The sequence below is a fragment of the Streptomyces sp. NPDC093071 genome, from assembly GCF_044754545.1.
Classification (GTDB): Bacteria; Actinomycetota; Actinomycetes; order Streptomycetales; family Streptomycetaceae; genus Streptomyces.
Window position 1 is genome coordinate 1,010,696 of the sequence record NZ_JBIVPH010000002.1, and the last position, 16,177, is coordinate 1,026,872.

The window sequence follows — 16,177 nt, forward strand, 5'->3', positions numbered from 1 at the left end:
TCCGACGGGCGGGAGCGCTCAGTCCCCGGCCACGGCCACGAGGGTCAGATAGGCGATGCCGAGGACGCCCCGATAGCCGTTCAGCCAGCCGGAACGCTGCCGGTCGACGCGTGCGCGCGTCTCGGCGGCGAGCGGGTGGCCGGGGTGCGCGGCGAGCCAGACCTCGGTGTCGTACCGGTAGCCGGACTCGAACTCCTCCCACTCCTCGGCGCTCGCCGTCTCGATCCAGGCGGGCCGGAACCCGGCCTCGATCGTGAGGTCGACGAGGGCGCCGAGGGAGAAGTGGTCGTCGGCGCGGGCGCCGGGCCACATGCCGGCCAGTTCGGTCGCGGTGGGGGTGCGCTCCCAGAAGCCCTCCCCCAGGACGACGCGGCCGCCGGGCCGGACGAGCCGGCGGAGTTCGCGCAGGGCGGCGGCGGGGTCGTGCGGCAGGTCGGGGTCACAGAGCGCCTGGCTGGCCCCGAGGCAGAGGATCGCGTCGACGGGGCCGCGGTCGGTGCCGAGCGCCGACTCCTCGACGAAGGACACGCGGCCGGCGAGCCCGCGCTCCTCGGCGAGGGCCCGGCCGCGGGCCAGGTCCTCGCCGTTGACGTCGATCCCGACCCCCTCGGCTCCCGGAACGGCGTCGAGCAGGCGCAGGAGCAACTCGCCCCAGCCGCAGCCGATGTCGAGCACGTCGGCGGGCCCGGAGGCGGCGAGCCGCCCGAGCAGACGGGCGGCGCGGGCCTCGGAGAGCGGCCCGTGGAAGGTGAGACTGCCGAGGCGCGGGGGAAGGGCGGGGTCGGAAGGGGTCATGGGGCGGAACGGTACGTCGTACGGCCGGACGGGCCCACCGGTTTTCGCCCCGGCCCTTTCGCCCCGGCCCTTTCGCTTCGACCCTTTCGCTTCGACCCTTTCGCCCCGGTCCCGGGCGGAAGCGCCGGACGGGCCCTAGCCTGGGGAGGGTGTACACCACGCGCGTGTCCCGCCACGTCGACGCCCCGCCCCTGGACGTCTACCGGACGCTCCTCGACCCGGAGGCCGTCGCCCGCTGGCGGGTCCCCTACGGGATGACCTGCCGGGTGCACGAGTTCGACGCCCGCGAAGGGGGCGCGTTCCGGGTCTCGCTGCGGTACGAGGGGGAGGACGGCGCCGGGAAGTCGGGGCCGCGCACGGACACGTACCACGGCCGCTTCGTGGAGCTGGTGCCGGACGAACGGATCGTCGAGATCGTCGAGTTCGAGACGGCGGACCCGCTGCTGCACGGCGCCATGACCCTGACGACGACCCTGGTCCCGGCGGGCGGCGGCACGGAGGTCCTTGTCGTCCACGAGGGCGTTCCGGACGCGATCCCCGCCGCCGACAACGAGACCGGGACCCGCATGGCCCTGGACCGGCTCGCGGCGCTGCTCGAAGGGCGCCCGGAGTAGTCGGGCGGCCCTCCCGGCCTCCTCAGACCGGTTCGCGGGAGAGGGCGGCCAAGGGGTCGTCCAGGACCGGCTGCCAGGCGAGTTCGGCGGCGCCCACGAGGCTGTTGTGGTCGAGGGTGCAGGGGAGGATCGGCACGCCGCCGCTGCGGCCCCAGAGGCTGCGGTCGGCGACGACCGCGCGGAGGCGCTCGGGGTCGGCGCCGAGGAGTTCGCGGTGGAGGCCGCCGAGGATGATCCGGTCCGGGTTGAGGATGTTCACCAGGCCGGCGAGGCCGAGGCCGAGGCGGTCGATCAGCTCCCCCACGGCGACCCGGACGCCGGGGTCGTCCGGGCCGGTGCGCAGCAGGTCGCGGGACTGCTGGAGCAGCGAGACCTCGGGGCCGGGAACGCGGCCGGCGGCCGTGAGGAAGGCGAGCGGGTCGGTCTCGACGTCGAGGCAGCCCCGGCCGCCGCAGTGGCACGGGCGGCCCTCCGGGTTCACCGTCAGGTGGCCGACCTCCAGGGCGAGGCCCGAGCTGCCCGTGTGCAGGCGCCCGTCGAGCACGAGGGCGCCGCCGACGCCCCGGTGGCCGGTGGCCACGCAGAGCAGGTCCCGGGCGCCGCGCCCCGCGCCGTGGCGGTGCTCGGCGAGGGCGGCGAGGTTCACGTCGTTGCCGGTGAAGGCGGGGCCCTCGATGCCGGCGTCCCGCACCCGCTCGGCGAAGATCTGCCGGACCTGGGCCCCGGCGGGCCAGGCGAGGTGGAGGGGGTTGAGGGCGGTGCCCTCGGGCTCGGCCACGGCGGAGGGCACGGCGAGGCCGGCGCCGACGCAGCGGCGGCCGCTCTCCCGGAGGAGGGCCGCTCCGGCGTCGACCACGGCCCCGAGGACCTGGGCGGGGTCGGCGGAGACGACGACGCTGCCGGGGGCCGTGGCGACGATCGTGCCGCCGAGGCCGACGAGCGCAGCCCGGAAGCCGTCCGGGTGGACCTGCGCGGCGAGGGCGACGGGGCCCTTCTCGTCGACGGCGAGCCGGTGCGAGGGCCGGCCCTGGGAGCCCGCGGCGGCACCGGGGTTGGAGTCGACCCTGATGAGGCCGAGGGCCTCCAGCTCGGCGGCGACGGCCCCCGCGGTGGCGCGGGTGACGCCGAGCTCGGCGGTGAGGACGGCCCGGGTCGGCGCCCTGCCGGTGTGCACCAGCTCGAGCGCGGGTCCGAGCGCGTTGCGCCCCCTGTCCAGCCGTGTCCGGGTCGTCGTCGCCTTGCCGTTCATGGGGGCGAGTCTCCCATGATCGGAGGATGCGCTTGACCTCCCGGGCGCGGGGGCCCGGTCCCCGACCTGAGGGAAGCCGATCTTCCGGTCCGGAGGTGCTTGATCCCCGCCCTGGGGAGCCCGGCCCACCGACCCGAAGGTCCCTGACCCCCGCCCTGGGGAGCCCGGCCCACCGACCCGAAGGTCCCTGACCCCTGACCCGAGGAACCCGGCCCACCGACCTGAGGGGCCCCGGCCTCCTGACCTGAGGGAACCCGACCCAGCGGCCCGAGAGGCCCGGCCTCCTGGTCCGGGGCAGCCCGGCCCACCGACCCGAGGGATCCGGTCCCGGTCCGGGGAAACCCGGCCGCATGGTCCGGAAGTGCCTCGCTCCCACGGCCCCGAGCGCCGGCCCCGAGCCGCGAGGAGCCACGACCGTACGCCCCGAGGATCCGGCCGGGCGGACACCGTCCCCCGCAGCCCCACGGCCCGCCGCGCCCACCCGCCGGGGGCGAGCCCGCCCCCGGCGGGCACGCCCGGTTGATTCCCCTCCCCCTCGCCCCCTATCCTGAGTTTGTGCCGCTACTAAACAAAGTACGGACGGCCGTATCGGGGGGTTCCGGCGGAGACACCGCCGCCCGCTCCCTGTCCCGCCTCCGCTCCGCCCTGACCCTCTTCTTCGCGCTCGACGGCTTCCTGTTCGCCGGCTGGGTGGTCCGCATCCCCGCCGTCAAGGAGCAGACCGGTGCCTCGGCCGGGGACCTCGGACTCGCGCTCCTCGGGGTGTCGGCGGGTGCCGTGGTGACCATGACGCTGACCGGGCGGCTCTGCCGCCGGTACGGTTCGCACGCCGTCACCGTCGCCACCGCCGTACTCCTCTCGCTCTCCGTCGCCCTGCCGCCGCTCACCCGCTCGCCGCTCTCCCTCGGCCTCGTCCTGCTCGTCTTCGGGGCCGCGTACGGCGGCATCAACGTGGCCATGAACAGCGCCGCCGTGGACGTCGTGACCGCGCTGCGGCGTCCCGTGATGCCGAGCTTCCACGCCGCGTTCAGCCTCGGCGGCATGGTGGGGGCCGGGCTCGGCGGGCTGCTCGCCGGAAGCCTCTCCCCCACCACCCACCTCCTCGGGCTCACGCTCGTCGGCCTGGCCCTGACGGGCGTCGCCGGGCCTGTGCTCCTGCGCCACCCCTCCCCCGCCCCGCCCGAGGCCCTTCCGGCACCGGCCGCCGCGCCCGGCGCGCGACCGGGCACCCCGGCCTCGCGCCGTACGGTCCTCGTCTTCGGGGTGATCGCGCTCTGCACGGCGTACGGCGAAGGCGCGCTCGCCGACTGGGGCGCCCTCCACCTCACCCAGGACCTGCACGCCCACCCCGGGGTGGCCGCCGCCGGGTACTCCGTGTTCGCGCTGACCATGACCGCGGGCCGGCTCTCCGGCACCGCGCTGCTCGAACGGCTCGGCCAGACCCGCACCCTGGTCGCGGGCGGTGCGACCGCCGCCGCGGGGATGCTGCTCGGCGCGCTCGCGCCGACCGTCTGGGCCGCGCTCCTCGGCTTCGCCGTGACCGGTCTCGGCCTCGCCAACATCTTCCCGGTCGCCGTGGCCCGCGCCGGCGCGATCGCCGGCCCCGGCGGGGTGGCGACCGCGTCCACCCTCGGGTACGGCGGAATGCTGCTCGGCCCGCCCTCGATCGGCTTCCTCGCGGACTGGTTCTCGCTGCCGGCCGCGCTGACCACGGTCGCGGTGCTCGCCGCCGGGGCCGCGGCGATGGGCTACTGGGCCCGGGACGCCAAGTCCGCCCGGACGGTCTGAGCGGCCGCGTCGGCACGACGAGATGCGCGAGGCCGCGCTCTCGGAAGAATGGGTCCCGGATGGCCCCCCACGGGGCCGGGAAGAGGGAACCCTCCATGGCTGTCACCGACACCTCGATGCACCTCACCCAGGCCGCCCACGTCGGGATCTCGGTCTCGGACCTGGACACCTCGATCGCGTTCTACACGGCCCTGACCGGGCGGGAGCCCATCGCGCAGGGAACGATGAACAGCGTGCCGTTCGGCCGGTCACAGGGGCTGCCGACGGCGGAACTGCGCTACGCGACGATCAACATCGACGGCCTCGGCATCGACCTCATCGAGTTCCGCGACCCGGTGGGCGAGCGCACGAACGGCCGGGCGAACCGCCCCGGCTCCATGCACCTCTGCTTCAAGGTCGACGACCTCGACGCGGTGCACCGGCGGATGGAGGAGGCGGGGTACGACTTCCTGGGCGCCCCCTACACCTTCCTCGCGGGCGAGGTCACCCCGGACGCGGCCCTCGGCACCGAGGTCGCCTACTTCAACGACCCCGACGGCACCAATCTGGAGATCATCCAGCCGAAGGGCGGTTTCGCCAACTAGGGGCCCTCTCCGCCCGGCGCGCCGAGGGCTATGGCAACTCCTGGCGCACCAGCGCACGCGCGAACGGTTCGCCGGTCCTTCGCGCGTACGCCATCCGCTCGCGCACCTCGCCGAGCGTGCGCGGGCGATAACCGGGGCCGCCGCAGCAGCCCTTGTGGAAGCGGACACCGGCGTTCACGAGCACCGACAGGGTCCGCCAGGCGGCGGTGTCGCGCCGCCGCGGCGGCGCGAAGGCGGAACCCACGTGGATCAACGGCTCGGCACAGCGCGGGCAGATCCGTTCGCGGTCACCGCCGTAGGGCTGCTTGTAGGAGGCCCGGCAGGGCAGGCAGACGTACGAGGTCTTCGCGTGGGCCATGCGGGCCAGAGTACGGCCCGTCCGGGACGAACTCGACGGGGTTTCCGGTGGCGTTCGGCGAGACCGGAGGGGCAGAGCCCGCCCGGGGCGGCCGAGATCTCCAGGGGCTACACCGGAAGGACCAGGCGTGCCCCGGCGACCAGCATCAGGGCGGTCGGGGGCAGCAGCCACCAGCGGTTCAGGGCGGCGCGGTGCGAGGGGGCCAGGGTGATCAGGAGGGCCAGGGCTCCGGTCGCGAGCGTCAGGACGGCGAAGGCGTCGATCGCGAAGAGGGCGTCCTCGTCCCCGGGGTGTCCCGGGCGGGTGTGGACGGCGGAGAAGCAGAAGAAGCCGGCGACGAGGTGGAGGAGCACCAGTGGTACGCCGATCACCCAGCGGAGCAAGGCCCTGTCGTCCCCGGGCGGGGCGTCCCTCACCGGAGGGACGCGAGGGTGAAGTGCCGTACGCGGAGGGGCTCGACGAGGTACTCCTCCCCGTCGTGGAACGCCTCGAAGCGGTCGGGACGTACCCGCGCCTCGCTCACCCCGATGATCACGCCGTCAGGGTGTCACGCGCGCGTGCGCCTCAGGAAGACCGGTCCAGCATCCGGGTCAGGACCTCGCGCTGGAGCGGCTTCACCACGGCGTGGCGGGCGAGGCCCTCCTCGGTGAGCTTCACCTGGACGCCCCGCCGGTCCTCGGGGGACATCCCCCGGACGACCAGGCCGTCCTTCTCCAGGCGGGCGACGAGCCGGGACAGCGCGCTCTGGCTGAGGTGGACGCGACCGGAGAGCTCCTGGACGCGCCAGGCCGCCGGGCCGTCCTCGGAGGCGCCCTCGGCGAGGACGTCGAGGACCTCGAAGTCGCTGGCACCGAGCCCGTGCGGATGGAGGGCCCGGTCGAGCTCGCAGGTCGTACGGGCGTGCAGGGCGAGGACGTCACGCCACTCGTCCACGAGCGCGCGTTCGGACTTGTTCGCTGCCATGGCCGAACGTTAGCAGAAACGACCCCCTTTGTTGCACATGCATTAAATGCGCTTGCATTCAATGCATGTGCATGTACTGTCTCGGGTCATGACCTCTCCGCTCACCGACGCACCCCACTCCGCCCAGGAACGCTGGAGTCCGCGTCTCTGGGGCACCCTGCTCGTGCTCTGCGCCGCGATGTTCCTCGACGCCCTCGACGTCTCCATGGTCGGCGTCGCCCTGCCCTCGATCGCCGCCGACCTCGACCTGTCCACCGCCACCCTCCAGTGGATCGTGAGCGGCTACATCCTCGGCTACGGAGGACTGCTGCTCCTCGGCGGCCGGGCCGCCGACCTGCTCGGCCGGCGCCGGGTCTTCCTGATCGCGCTCGCCGTCTTCGCGGTCGCCTCCCTGCTCGGCGGACTCGTCGACTCCGGCCCGCTCCTCATCGCCAGCCGGTTCGTCAAGGGCCTCAGCGCCGCCTTCACCGCTCCCGCCGGACTGTCGATCATCACGACCACCTTCAAGGAGGGCCCGCAGCGCAACCGGGCCCTGTCCATCTACACCACCTGCGCCGCCACCGGCTTCTCCATGGGCCTCGTCCTGTCCGGGCTGCTCACGGAGCTGAGCTGGCGGTGGACCATGCTGCTCCCCGCCCCCGTCGCCCTGATCGCCCTCGTCTTCGCGCTGCGCCTCATCCCGCACAGCTCGCGCGACGACTCCTCCGGCGGCTACGACCTGCCGGGCGCCGTCACCGGCACGGCCGCGATGCTGCTGCTCGTCTTCACCGTCGTCGAGGCCCCCGAGGCGGGCTGGACCTCCCTCCGCGCCCTGCTGTCCTTCGCGGCGGCCGCCGCCCTCCTCGTCGCCTTCGTCCTGATCGAACGGCGCAGCGCGAGCCCCCTGGTGCGGCTCGGGGTGCTGCGCTCCGGCTCGCAGGTCCGGGCCCAGCTCGGCGCGGCGGCGTTCTTCGGCTCGTACGTCGCCTTCCAGTTCATCGTGACCCAGTACATGCAGTCGCTGCTCGGCTGGTCCGCGCTCCAGACGGCGCTCGCCTTCCTGCCGGCCGGCGTGCTCGTGGCCCTCTCGTCCACGAAGATCGGCGGGATCGTGGACCGGTTCGGCACGCCCCGGACGATCGCGACCGGCTTCACCCTGCTCGTCGTCGGGTACGCGCTCTTCCTGCGCGTCTCGCTCGTCCCCCAGTACGCGGCCGTCATCCTGCCGTCGATGCTGCTCATCGGCGCGGCCTGCGCCCTGGTCTTCCCCTCGCTCAACATCCAGGCCACCAACGGCGTGGCCGACCGCGAGCAGGGCATGGTCTCGGGCCTGCTCAACACCTCGATCCAGGTCGGCGGCGCGTTCTTCCTCGCCGTGACCACCGCCGTCATCACCGCGGACGGCGGACACGGCGGGAGCGCCTCCCCGCAGGCCGTCCTGGACGGCTTCCGGCCCGGCCTGGCCGTGGTCACGGTCATCGCCCTCGCCGGACTGCTCATCACCCTGCCGGGGCTGCGGAGGCCGCGCGGCGCCGAGGCCACCGGGTCGGTCGTGGTCGCGCGCTCCGCGGACGGCGGTCCGGTGACCGGGAGCGCGGTCGGCGAGGACGTGACCGCCGGCGGTCCGGCCACCGGGGACGACCCGGCGAAGGTCGCCCTCCACGACCGACCGTCGTGAGGGGTACGGGGGGACGCGCGGCCGTCCGGCGCTTCGGCGACCGGGCGGCCGCGCGGCGCGCCGACGGGCCCGGCCGGGCAGGGACCGGGCGCTTCCCCGCCGGACCTCAGCCGCGTGGAAGCAGGCCCACGTCCTGGCCCAGGCGGCGGGCGGCCGCGGCGAAGAAGGCGTCGCGGTCCTCGACGACCCGGTGGAACTGGCCGAAGACCTCGAAGGAGACCAGACCGAAGAGCTGCGACCAGGCGGCGACCAGCGCGACGGCGAGGGCCGGGGGGAGGTCCGGGGCGATGTCGGCGGCGATCCGCTCGGCCTCGGGGCGCAGCGCGTCCGGGAGCGGAGGGAGCGCGAGGCCCTCGCCGGTGTGGGCCAGGCGGACGATCTCGACGAGGGCGAGACCGACGCGGGCGGCGGGGGCGATCGTGTCCTGGGGCGCGATGTAGCCGGGGACCGGGGAACCGTAGATCAGGGCGTACTCGTGGGGGTGGGCGACCGCCCAGGCGCGGACCGCCCGGCAGACGGCGGTCCAGCGGTCCAGCGGGCGCTGCCCGGCGGAGTCGGCGGCGGCCCGCTCGGCGGCGGCGCCGACCGCGTCGTAGGCGTCGACGATCAGGGCGGTGAGGAGGTCGTCGCGGCTCGGGAAGTAGCGGTAGAGCGCGGAGGACACCATGCCCAGCTCGCGGGCGACGGCCCGCAGGGACAGCTTGGCGGCGCCTTCGGCCGCGAGCTGGGTGCGGGCCTCGTCCTTGATGGCGGCGGTGATCTCGATGCGGGCGCGGGCGCGGGCTCCTTGAACGGGCGTCATGGAGAGCAGTGTGCCACTTTCGGAGCACCGACACTAAAAGAGAGCGGCGTAACTAAACGAGAGCGCCGAAATGAAGCGAGAGCACCGCTCTTGATTGCGAGCACCGAACCGTGCACACTGATCTCAAGAGAGAGCACCGCTCACGATTTACTCGCCGCCGGAAGCCCCGCCCTTGTCCCACCCCGCCCCGAACCCCTCAGGAGGCAGCCATGTCCGCCCAGCCCGCCAGCACCCACGTCCTCAAGCCCGGCTGGTTCACCGTGAACGTCCTCAACCGCGTGGTCGCCTGGACGACGCGCCGCGGCATCAGCGTCTGGGGCTCCCGCGTGCTCGCCGTCCGCGGCCGCAAGAGCGGCGAATGGCGCCGCACCCCCGTCAACCTCCTGACGGTGGACGGCGCCCAGTACCTCGTGGCCCCCCGCGGCCATGTCCAGTGGACCCACAACATGCGGGCGGCCGGGGGCGGAGAGCTGCACCTCGGCAAGCACGTGCAGGAGTTCACGGCCGTCGAAATCGACGACGACGCCAAGCCCCCGCTGCTCCGCGCCTACCTCAAGCGCTGGAAGGCCGAGGTCGGCATCTTCTTCGACGGGGTCGGCCCGGACTCCTCCGACGCCGAGCTGCGCGCCGCCGCGCCGAAGCACCCCGTCTTCCGCATCACGCCGACGGGCCCCGCCGCCCCGGCCGCGTGAGCGGACCGGGCCGACGGAGCCCGTACGAGTCGATCGCGCTTCCCGGCGGCCGCACCGAACCGGCCCGTACCGGACCGCCCCGTACCGGACCGCCCCGCACCGGACCGCCCCGCACCGGACCGCCCCGCACCGGACCGCCCCGCACCGGACCGCCCCGCACCGGACCGCCCCGCACCGGACCGCCCCGCGCGGGGGGTCAGAAGCCCGTCTCCGTGCCCTTCGTCTTCCCCGCGCCCTCCGTGCCCTCCGCCGTGCCCCGCACGGCCCCGGGCTCGTCCGTGCCCTCCGTGCCCTCCGTGCCCTCCGGCTCCGACGCGTCCCGGTCCTTCGCCGTGACGCCCCGGCCCGCCGGGCCGACGCCGGACGAGGTGTCCATCCGCTTGTCCAGGACCTCCAGGGCCCGCCGGGCCAGGCCGTTCGAGCGGACCATGCCGCCGAGGGTGGCCGAGCCCCGGGTGATGTCGGCGAAGGCGTTCCAGGCCGGCCGCAGGCCCGTGAGCGTGGCGTGCAGCAGCCCCGGGCGCCGCTCGAAGACGGCGAGCATCCGGCGCCCCACCGCCATCTCCACGCCGAGGCCCGCCTTGATGGCGAAGGCGTAGTTCAGGGCCTGGCGGCGCGCGTCCACGGCGTCGTTCGCCTCGGCGACCCGCACCGCCCACTCGCCCGCGAGGCGGCCCGAGCGCAGCGCGTACGAGATGCCCTCGCGCGTCCACGGCTCCAGGAGGCCCGCCGCGTCGCCGCAGACCAGGACCCGGCCCCGGGAGAGCGGCGAGTCGTCGGTGCGGCAGCGCGTCAGATGGCCGGAGGAGATCGAGGGTTCGAAGCCGGCCAGACCGAGCCGGGCGACGAAGTCCTCCAGGTACCGCTTGGTGGCGGCCCCCTCGCCGCGCGCCGAGATGACGCCGACGGTCAGCGTGTCGCCCTTGGGGAACACCCAGCCGTAACTGCCGGGCATCGGGCCCCAGTCGATGAGGACGCGTCCCTTCCAGTCCTCGGCGACGGACGGCGGGACGGGGATCTCCGCCTCCAGGCCCAGGTCGACCTGGCCCATCTTCACCCCGACGTGAGCGCCTATGCGGCTGGCACTGCCGTCGGCGCCGACGACCGCGCGCGCCAGGATCGTCTCGCCGTCGGCCAGGACGACGGCGGCGGTCCGCCGGTCCGGCACCGCCGGTCCGTGCTGCTCCACCCGGGTCACCGTGGCGCCGGTCCGCAGCTGGGCGCCGGCCTTCTGCGCGTGCTGGACGAGCTGCGCGTCGAACTCGGGCCGGTTGATGAGCCCGAAGAGCATCCGGCGCGAGCGGCGGGTGCGGGCGAAGCGGCCTTCGAGGGAGAAGGTGACGGCGTGCACCCGGTCCTGGAGGGGCAGTTCGAAGCCCGGCGGGAGCGAGTCGCGGGAGGGGCCGATGATGCCGCCGCCGCAGGTCTTGTACCGGGGCAGCTCGGACTTCTCCAGGAGGAGCACCCGGCGCCCGGCCACCGCCGCCGCGTAGGCCGCGGACGCGCCGGCCGGTCCGGCACCGACGACCACGACGTCCCAGACGTCCGCCGCGCCGTCCGGGTCCGGGCCCGCGCCGTCCGTCACGGAGGCCGCGTCCGCGACGGGGGCCGCGTCCGCGCCCTCCCCGCCGCCCACGGCCCCGGCCGCCGCTCCGTCCGGGCCCGCGTCCCTTGTCGCCGCCTCCGCACCGGTGCCCTCAGGAGCCGCGCCCTCGGGCTCGGTGTTCTCCGGACCGGCGTTCCCTGCGTGCTCGCTGCTCACGATGTGCTTCTGCTCCTGATCCGACCGGGGGTCTGCTCCTGACGCATCCTACGGCGCGGTAGCCGGGGCCCCGGCCGTAGGATCGACGGTGCGTTCGCCGCGCCACGACACGCGACGGACGCCCTTCTCCCGTCGTAACGTCGCACCCACCAGGAGCGTGCCCATGACCGCGAATCCGATCGCCGAGACCGTACGGTCCCTGATGCCCCGCGCCAAGGCGGAGCTCACGGAGCTGGTGGCCTTCGAGTCGGTGGCGGACGAGAACGTGGCCCCGCGCAGCGAGTGCGAGGCGGCGGCGAACTGGGTCGCGGACGCGCTGCGCGCCGAGGACTTCCAGGACGTGGCGCTGCTCGACACCCCGGACGGCTCGCAGGCCGTGTACGGCATACTGCCCGGCCCGGCCGGCGCGCCGACCGTCCTGCTCTACGCGCACTACGACGTGCAGCCGAAGCTGGACGAGTCGGCGTGGCTCTCCCCGCCGTTCGAGCTGACCGAGCGCGACGGACGCTGGTACGGGCGCGGCACGGCCGACTGCAAGGGCGGCGTGATCCTGCACCTGCTGGCGCTGCGCGCCCTGAAGGCGAACGGCGGCGTCCCGGTGACGGTCAAGGTGATCGTCGAGGGGTCGGAGGAGCAGGGCACCGGCGGTCTGGAGCGGTACGCCGAGGAGCACCCCGAGCTGCTGACCGCCGACGCGATCGTGATCGGCGACGCGGGCAACTTCCGGGTGGGACTGCCGACGGTGACGGCGACCCTGCGCGGCATGACGATGATCCGGGTGCAGATCGACACCCTGGAGGGGAACCTGCACTCCGGCCAGTTCGGCGGGGCCGCGCCGGACGCGCTCGCCGCGCTGATCCGCGTGCTCGACTCGCTGCGCGGCCCGGACGGTTCGACCGTCATCGACGGCCTGCCCGGCGACGCGGTGTGGGAGGGCCTCCAGTACCCGGAGGAGAACTTTCGCCAGGACGCCAGGGTGCTGCCGGGCGTGGACCTGCCGGGCGGCGGCACGGTCGCGGACCGCATCTGGGCGCGTCCCGCCGTCACCGTCGTCGGCATCGACTGCCACCCGGTGGCCGGCGCCACCCCGTCCGTCCCGAGGACGGCCCGCGCGCAGGTCAGCCTGCGGGTGCCGCCGGGCCAGGACGCGGCCGAGGCGACGAAGCTCCTCTTCGCCCACATCGAGAACCACACCCCGTGGAACGCCCGGGTGACCCTGGAGCAGGTCGGCCAGGGCCAGGCCTTCCAGGCGGACACGTCGAGCCCGGCGTACGCCTCGATGGCCGAGGCGATGGAGGTCGCGTACCCCGGCCAGGAGATGCAGACGGCCGGTCTGGGCGGCTCGATCCCGCTGTGCAGCACGCTGGCCTCGCTGTACCCGGAGGCGGAGATCCTGCTGATCGGCCTGAGCGAGCCGGAGGCGCAGATCCACGCGCCCAACGAGTCCGTGTCGCCGGAGGAGCTGGAGCGCCTGTCGGTGGCCGAGGCGCACTTCCTGGTGAACTACGCGCGCTCGAAGCAGGTCTGACGGCCCGTCGGTTCCCGATCGGGTTCAGCGTTCGGCGAAGATCGCCGAGAGCGTAGAACCGGGCGGCGGACCCGCGCGGACGCGTAGGTTCGCCGCATGGAACCCCTCATGGTGACTCCGCGGCTGTACGTGCTCGACCACTCCATCGGACAGGCCTACCTCTGGCGGGACGAGGAGGAGCTGACCCTGCTCGACGCGGGCTGGGCGGGTACGGCGGACGCGACGGCGGCGGCCGTACGGGCGGCCGGTCTGGACCCGGACCGGCTGCGCCGCATCGTGCTGACCCACTGCCACCGGGACCACGTGGGCGCGGCCCAGGAGCTGGCGGACCGCCACGGGGCCGAGATCGTGGCGCACCGCCTGGACGCGCCGGTGGTGCGGGGCGAGGCCCCGGTCCCCGAGCCCGACCTCCTTGACTGGGAACTCCCGCTGTACGAGCACGGCCTGACCGTGCCGGAGGCGCCGCCGACCCGGGTGGACCGGGAGGTCGAGGACGGCGAGGAGCTCGGTTTCGGCGACGGGGCCGTGGTGGTCCACACCCCCGGTCACACCCCGGGCTCGATCGCCGTGCACCTCCCGCGCCACGGCGTGCTGTTCGCCGGGGACACGGTGGCCTCGGTCCGGGAGGTCACCTTCGGCGTGTTCCACGTCGACCGCGCCCTCGCCCTGGAGTCGATGCGGAGGCTGGCGGGGCTCGACCCGTCGGTGCTCTGCTGCGGGCACGGCGCGCCGGTGGTGACGGACACGGCGGCCCGGCTGCGGGCCGCGGCGGCCGGGGCGGTCCCGGCCGCCTGAGCGGTCCGGCGGCCCGAACGGTCAGGCGGCCTGAGTGGTCCGGCGGCCTGAGCGGTGGCGGGTCACCCCACCGGCGTCCCGGCCTCCAGGTTGAGGACGGTGCCGCGTTCCCGCGCGCGCAGGGCCCAGCGGAGGCGCTGGTAGCGGACGGGCGGCAGCAGGTCGGCGGCCTCCTCCTCGGTGACGAAGCGCCAGCCGCGCAGTTCGGCGCCGGGCAGGCTCAGCCGCTCGGCGTCGGCGGCGCGGAGGGTGCCGCCGTCGAAGAGGAGGCGCAGTCCTCCGTACCCCGGGGGCTCGGGCCGTTCCCAGTCGACGAGCAGCAGCCGGGGGACGGCGTCGAGCGCGAGGCCGATCTCCTCGGCCACCTCCCGCATCCCGGCCCGGGCCGGGGGCTCGCCGGGCTCGACGACGCCGCCGGGGAACTCCCAGCCGGGCTTGTAGGTGGGGTCCACGAGCAGGAAGCGGTTCTGCTCGTCGAAGAGGAGCACGCCGGCGGCGACGGTCTCGCCGGTCGGTTCGGGCGTCTGGACGATCCCGCAGGGGGCGGCGAGCCCGTCCCGGACCGCGTCGGCGACGGTCCGGGCGGTCTCGGCCGCGGTGAGCGCGGAGTTGTCGACGGCGTACGCGTCGGCGGCGAGCCAGTCGAGGGCGGCGCGGTACGGATCCACGCGGGCGTGACACCACTCCCGGACGCGGGCGTCGGCCTCGGGATCGCCGTACTCCGCCCGGGTGTCGATCCGGTGACGCAGGATCGTTTCCTCGGGTGAGAGCAGGATGTGGCGCACTTCGATGCGGCGGGCGGCGAGCCCGCCGAAGATCTCGTCCCGGTACTCCTGGCGGAGCAGGGTCATGGGGACGACCAGGACGCCGCCGACCTCGGCGAGCAGGGCGGCGGCCGCGTCGACGACGAGCCGCCGCCAGATCGGCAGGTCCTGGTAGTCCTCGACCTCGGCGAGCCGCTTGGCCGGAAGGAGCCGGCCCATCGCCCCGCCGATGAGTTCGGGGTCATACAGGGTGCTGTGCGGGATCAGCTCGACCAGTTCACGCGCGGTGCTGGACTTTCCCGCGCCGAACGCCCCGTTGATCCAGACGATCACGTTTCCCCCTCTTCGGTAGCCCCCTGTGGCTTGCCCGCAACACCCTGCCACGGAAACCACGATCGTATGGATCCGCGTGGGGACCGGCATGGGCGGGAGACTTCCGGGAAACCGTGGGGGGAACGGCAAGCACGAGGGGTGTGGACATGAGTCGTACGGTTCTCGAACGTTTTCCGGCCGGCGGTCCGCGGGGCAGCTGGCCCGCGGAGGAGTTCGCCGGCGCGCGGCGCGACGAGGGAGTGCCGGCCCGGGTCGTGATGGACCTGGAGTCCGACGCGTTCCTGGTGGTCGTCGAACAGAGACCGCCGGAGCGGCGGAAGGCCGAGGGGAGGCTGATCGGACCGAGGCGGGGCGAGCGGAGGGCCGAACGGGTGCGGGAGTAGGGCGGGTGCGGGAGTAGGGCGGGTGCGGGAGTAGGGGGCCGTCGCGGCCCCCTACTCCCGTACGTCGTCCTGAGCACGTCGTCCCGGGTACGTCGTCCCGCGGCGTCAGGAACCGGTGCCGGCACCCGCGTTCGCGCCGGCGCGCGATCCGCGCTCCCGCGTGCGCCCGGCGGCCGCCGCCGCGCCGAGGAGGCCCGCGTCCGTGCCCGTGAGGGCGGGGACGACCGTCAGGTCCCGTACGAAGGAGAGCGTGGCGTAACCGCGGAGGCTGCGCCGGAGCGGGGTGAAGAGCACCTCGCCCGCGCCCGCCACCCCGCCGCCGACGACCGCGATGTCGATCTCGACGAGGGCCGCCGTGGCGGCGATGCCCGCCGCGAGCGCCTGGGCGGCGCGCTCGAACGAGGCCACGGCCGCCGGGTCCCCGGCGCGCGCGGCGGCGGCCACCGCGGCGGCGGAGACGTCGCCGTCGGGCCCCGGCCGCCAGCCGTTCTCCAGGGCGCGGCGGGCCAGGTGCGGGCCGCTGGCGACGCGTTCGACGCAGCCGCGCCCGCCGCACGCGCAGGGTTCGCCGTCCAGGTCGACCGTGATGTGCCCGATGTGACCGGCGTTGCCGGTGGGGCCCGGGTGGAGGCGGCCGCCGAGGACGAGGCCGCCGCCGACGCCCGTGGAGACCACGAGGCAGAGGGCGTTGTCGTGGCCCCGGGCGGCCCCGAGCCAGTGCTCGGCGGCCGTCATGGCGACGCCGTCGCCGACGAGGGTGACCGGCCGGCCGCCGGTGGCCCGCTGGACCCGCTCGACGAGCGGATAGTCGCGCCAGCCGGGGACGTTGACGGGGCTGACGGTCCCCCGGACCGCGTCGACCGGGCCCGCGCTGCCGATGCCGACGGCGTCGGCGGTCTCCCACAGCGGAGAGGCGGCGAGCTCCCCGAGGACGCCCTCGACCGCCGCCATCACCGTCTCGCCGTCCTCACGCGCGGGCGTGGGCCGCCGGGCCCGGACGCGGACGCGGCCCTCGCCGTCGATCAGGGCGCCGGCGATCTTGGTGCCCCCGATGTCGAGGGCGACGACGAGACCCGTGGCGAGGTCGGTGTGCATGGGCGGGAAACCTCC

The 16,177-nt window shown here is 74.9% G+C and carries 18 protein-coding genes; 8 read left to right on the plus strand and 10 right to left on the minus strand.

Going from position 1 to position 16,177, the window contains the following annotated elements; translation table 11 throughout:
• Nucleotides 1–18: 18 nt before the first annotated feature.
• Nucleotides 19–795, minus strand: coding sequence for an SAM-dependent methyltransferase (locus tag ACIQD7_RS10005; RefSeq protein ID WP_402441165.1), 777 nt, complete (start codon nucleotides 793–795; stop codon nucleotides 19–21).
• 149 nt (nucleotides 796–944) lie between these two features.
• Between ACIQD7_RS10005 and ACIQD7_RS10010 the strand changes: the two genes are divergently transcribed.
• Nucleotides 945–1,409 (plus strand): SRPBCC family protein, encoded by a 465-nt coding sequence (locus ACIQD7_RS10010; protein WP_402441167.1) that lies wholly within the window; start codon nucleotides 945–947, stop codon nucleotides 1,407–1,409.
• A gap of 22 nt (nucleotides 1,410–1,431) precedes the next feature.
• Here ACIQD7_RS10010 and ACIQD7_RS10015 read toward each other — a convergent pair whose 3' ends face one another.
• Nucleotides 1,432–2,658 carry an ROK family protein gene (locus ACIQD7_RS10015; RefSeq protein WP_399756877.1) on the minus strand — a complete coding sequence of 409 codons (1,227 nt, stop codon included), beginning with the start codon at nucleotides 2,656–2,658 and terminating at the stop codon, nucleotides 1,432–1,434.
• 555 nt (nucleotides 2,659–3,213) lie between these two features.
• On the opposite strand from ACIQD7_RS10015, the gene ACIQD7_RS10020 reads away from it, so the two are divergent.
• Nucleotides 3,214–4,446: an MFS transporter gene (locus ACIQD7_RS10020; protein WP_402441170.1), complete on the plus strand. Its 1,233-nt coding sequence runs from the start codon at nucleotides 3,214–3,216 to the stop codon at nucleotides 4,444–4,446.
• Between the two features lie 95 nt (nucleotides 4,447–4,541).
• On the plus strand, nucleotides 4,542–5,030 hold the full coding sequence (locus ACIQD7_RS10025; protein WP_402441172.1) for a VOC family protein: 489 nt from the start codon (nucleotides 4,542–4,544) through the stop codon (nucleotides 5,028–5,030).
• A gap of 28 nt (nucleotides 5,031–5,058) precedes the next feature.
• Here the strand turns inward: ACIQD7_RS10025 and ACIQD7_RS10030 are convergent, their stop codons facing one another.
• The 4 genes from ACIQD7_RS10030 to ACIQD7_RS10045 all read right to left on the minus strand — a co-directional run bounded on the left by ACIQD7_RS10030 (nucleotide 5,059) and on the right by ACIQD7_RS10045 (nucleotide 6,351).
• Nucleotides 5,059–5,388 (minus strand): deoxyxylulose-5-phosphate synthase, encoded by a 330-nt coding sequence (locus tag ACIQD7_RS10030; RefSeq protein ID WP_402441174.1) that lies wholly within the window; start codon nucleotides 5,386–5,388, stop codon nucleotides 5,059–5,061.
• A gap of 107 nt (nucleotides 5,389–5,495) precedes the next feature.
• Complete coding sequence (locus tag ACIQD7_RS10035; protein ID WP_402441176.1) at nucleotides 5,496–5,759, minus strand: hypothetical protein; 264 nt, start codon at nucleotides 5,757–5,759, stop codon at nucleotides 5,496–5,498.
• A 41-nt stretch (nucleotides 5,760–5,800) separates the two neighbouring features.
• Nucleotides 5,801–5,923 carry a hypothetical protein gene (locus tag ACIQD7_RS10040; RefSeq protein ID WP_402441178.1) on the minus strand — a complete coding sequence of 41 codons (123 nt, stop codon included), beginning with the start codon at nucleotides 5,921–5,923 and terminating at the stop codon, nucleotides 5,801–5,803.
• Nucleotides 5,924–5,952: 29 nt separating this feature from the next.
• Nucleotides 5,953–6,351 carry a MarR family winged helix-turn-helix transcriptional regulator gene (locus ACIQD7_RS10045; RefSeq protein ID WP_402441180.1) on the minus strand — a complete coding sequence of 133 codons (399 nt, stop codon included), beginning with the start codon at nucleotides 6,349–6,351 and terminating at the stop codon, nucleotides 5,953–5,955.
• Between the two features lie 88 nt (nucleotides 6,352–6,439).
• On the opposite strand from ACIQD7_RS10045, the gene ACIQD7_RS10050 reads away from it, so the two are divergent.
• Nucleotides 6,440–8,008: an MFS transporter gene (locus ACIQD7_RS10050; RefSeq protein ID WP_402441182.1), complete on the plus strand. Its 1,569-nt coding sequence runs from the start codon at nucleotides 6,440–6,442 to the stop codon at nucleotides 8,006–8,008.
• A 106-nt stretch (nucleotides 8,009–8,114) separates the two neighbouring features.
• On the opposite strand, the gene ACIQD7_RS10055 is transcribed toward ACIQD7_RS10050, so the two are convergent.
• Nucleotides 8,115–8,810: a TetR/AcrR family transcriptional regulator gene (locus tag ACIQD7_RS10055; protein ID WP_121834011.1), complete on the minus strand. Its 696-nt coding sequence runs from the start codon at nucleotides 8,808–8,810 to the stop codon at nucleotides 8,115–8,117.
• A gap of 209 nt (nucleotides 8,811–9,019) precedes the next feature.
• Between ACIQD7_RS10055 and ACIQD7_RS10060 the strand changes: the two genes are divergently transcribed.
• A complete protein-coding gene (locus tag ACIQD7_RS10060; protein ID WP_121834010.1) occupies nucleotides 9,020–9,502 on the plus strand; it encodes a nitroreductase family deazaflavin-dependent oxidoreductase in 483 nt (160 codons plus the stop codon).
• Between the two features lie 196 nt (nucleotides 9,503–9,698).
• Here ACIQD7_RS10060 and ACIQD7_RS10065 read toward each other — a convergent pair whose 3' ends face one another.
• Nucleotides 9,699–11,264, minus strand: a complete 1,566-nt coding sequence (locus ACIQD7_RS10065; RefSeq protein ID WP_402441185.1) for a geranylgeranyl reductase family protein — start codon at nucleotides 11,262–11,264, stop codon at nucleotides 9,699–9,701.
• 163 nt (nucleotides 11,265–11,427) lie between these two features.
• Here ACIQD7_RS10065 and ACIQD7_RS10070 point away from each other — a divergent pair, with 163 nt between their 5' ends.
• Together ACIQD7_RS10070 and ACIQD7_RS10075 are read left to right on the plus strand one after the other, a co-directional pair.
• A complete protein-coding gene (locus ACIQD7_RS10070) occupies nucleotides 11,428–12,792 on the plus strand; it encodes a dipeptidase (RefSeq protein WP_402441187.1) in 1,365 nt (454 codons plus the stop codon).
• A gap of 96 nt (nucleotides 12,793–12,888) precedes the next feature.
• Nucleotides 12,889–13,587, plus strand: coding sequence for an MBL fold metallo-hydrolase (locus ACIQD7_RS10075; RefSeq protein ID WP_402441189.1), 699 nt, complete (start codon nucleotides 12,889–12,891; stop codon nucleotides 13,585–13,587).
• A gap of 62 nt (nucleotides 13,588–13,649) precedes the next feature.
• Here ACIQD7_RS10075 and ACIQD7_RS10080 read toward each other — a convergent pair whose 3' ends face one another.
• Nucleotides 13,650–14,684 carry an NUDIX domain-containing protein gene (locus tag ACIQD7_RS10080; RefSeq protein ID WP_402441191.1) on the minus strand — a complete coding sequence of 345 codons (1,035 nt, stop codon included), beginning with the start codon at nucleotides 14,682–14,684 and terminating at the stop codon, nucleotides 13,650–13,652.
• 146 nt (nucleotides 14,685–14,830) lie between these two features.
• Between ACIQD7_RS10080 and ACIQD7_RS10085 the strand changes: the two genes are divergently transcribed.
• Nucleotides 14,831–15,067: a hypothetical protein gene (locus tag ACIQD7_RS10085; RefSeq protein ID WP_163014041.1), complete on the plus strand. Its 237-nt coding sequence runs from the start codon at nucleotides 14,831–14,833 to the stop codon at nucleotides 15,065–15,067.
• Between the two features lie 105 nt (nucleotides 15,068–15,172).
• Here ACIQD7_RS10085 and ACIQD7_RS10090 read toward each other — a convergent pair whose 3' ends face one another.
• Nucleotides 15,173–16,162: an ROK family protein gene (locus ACIQD7_RS10090; protein WP_402441193.1), complete on the minus strand. Its 990-nt coding sequence runs from the start codon at nucleotides 16,160–16,162 to the stop codon at nucleotides 15,173–15,175.
• Nucleotides 16,163–16,177 lie beyond the last annotated feature (15 nt).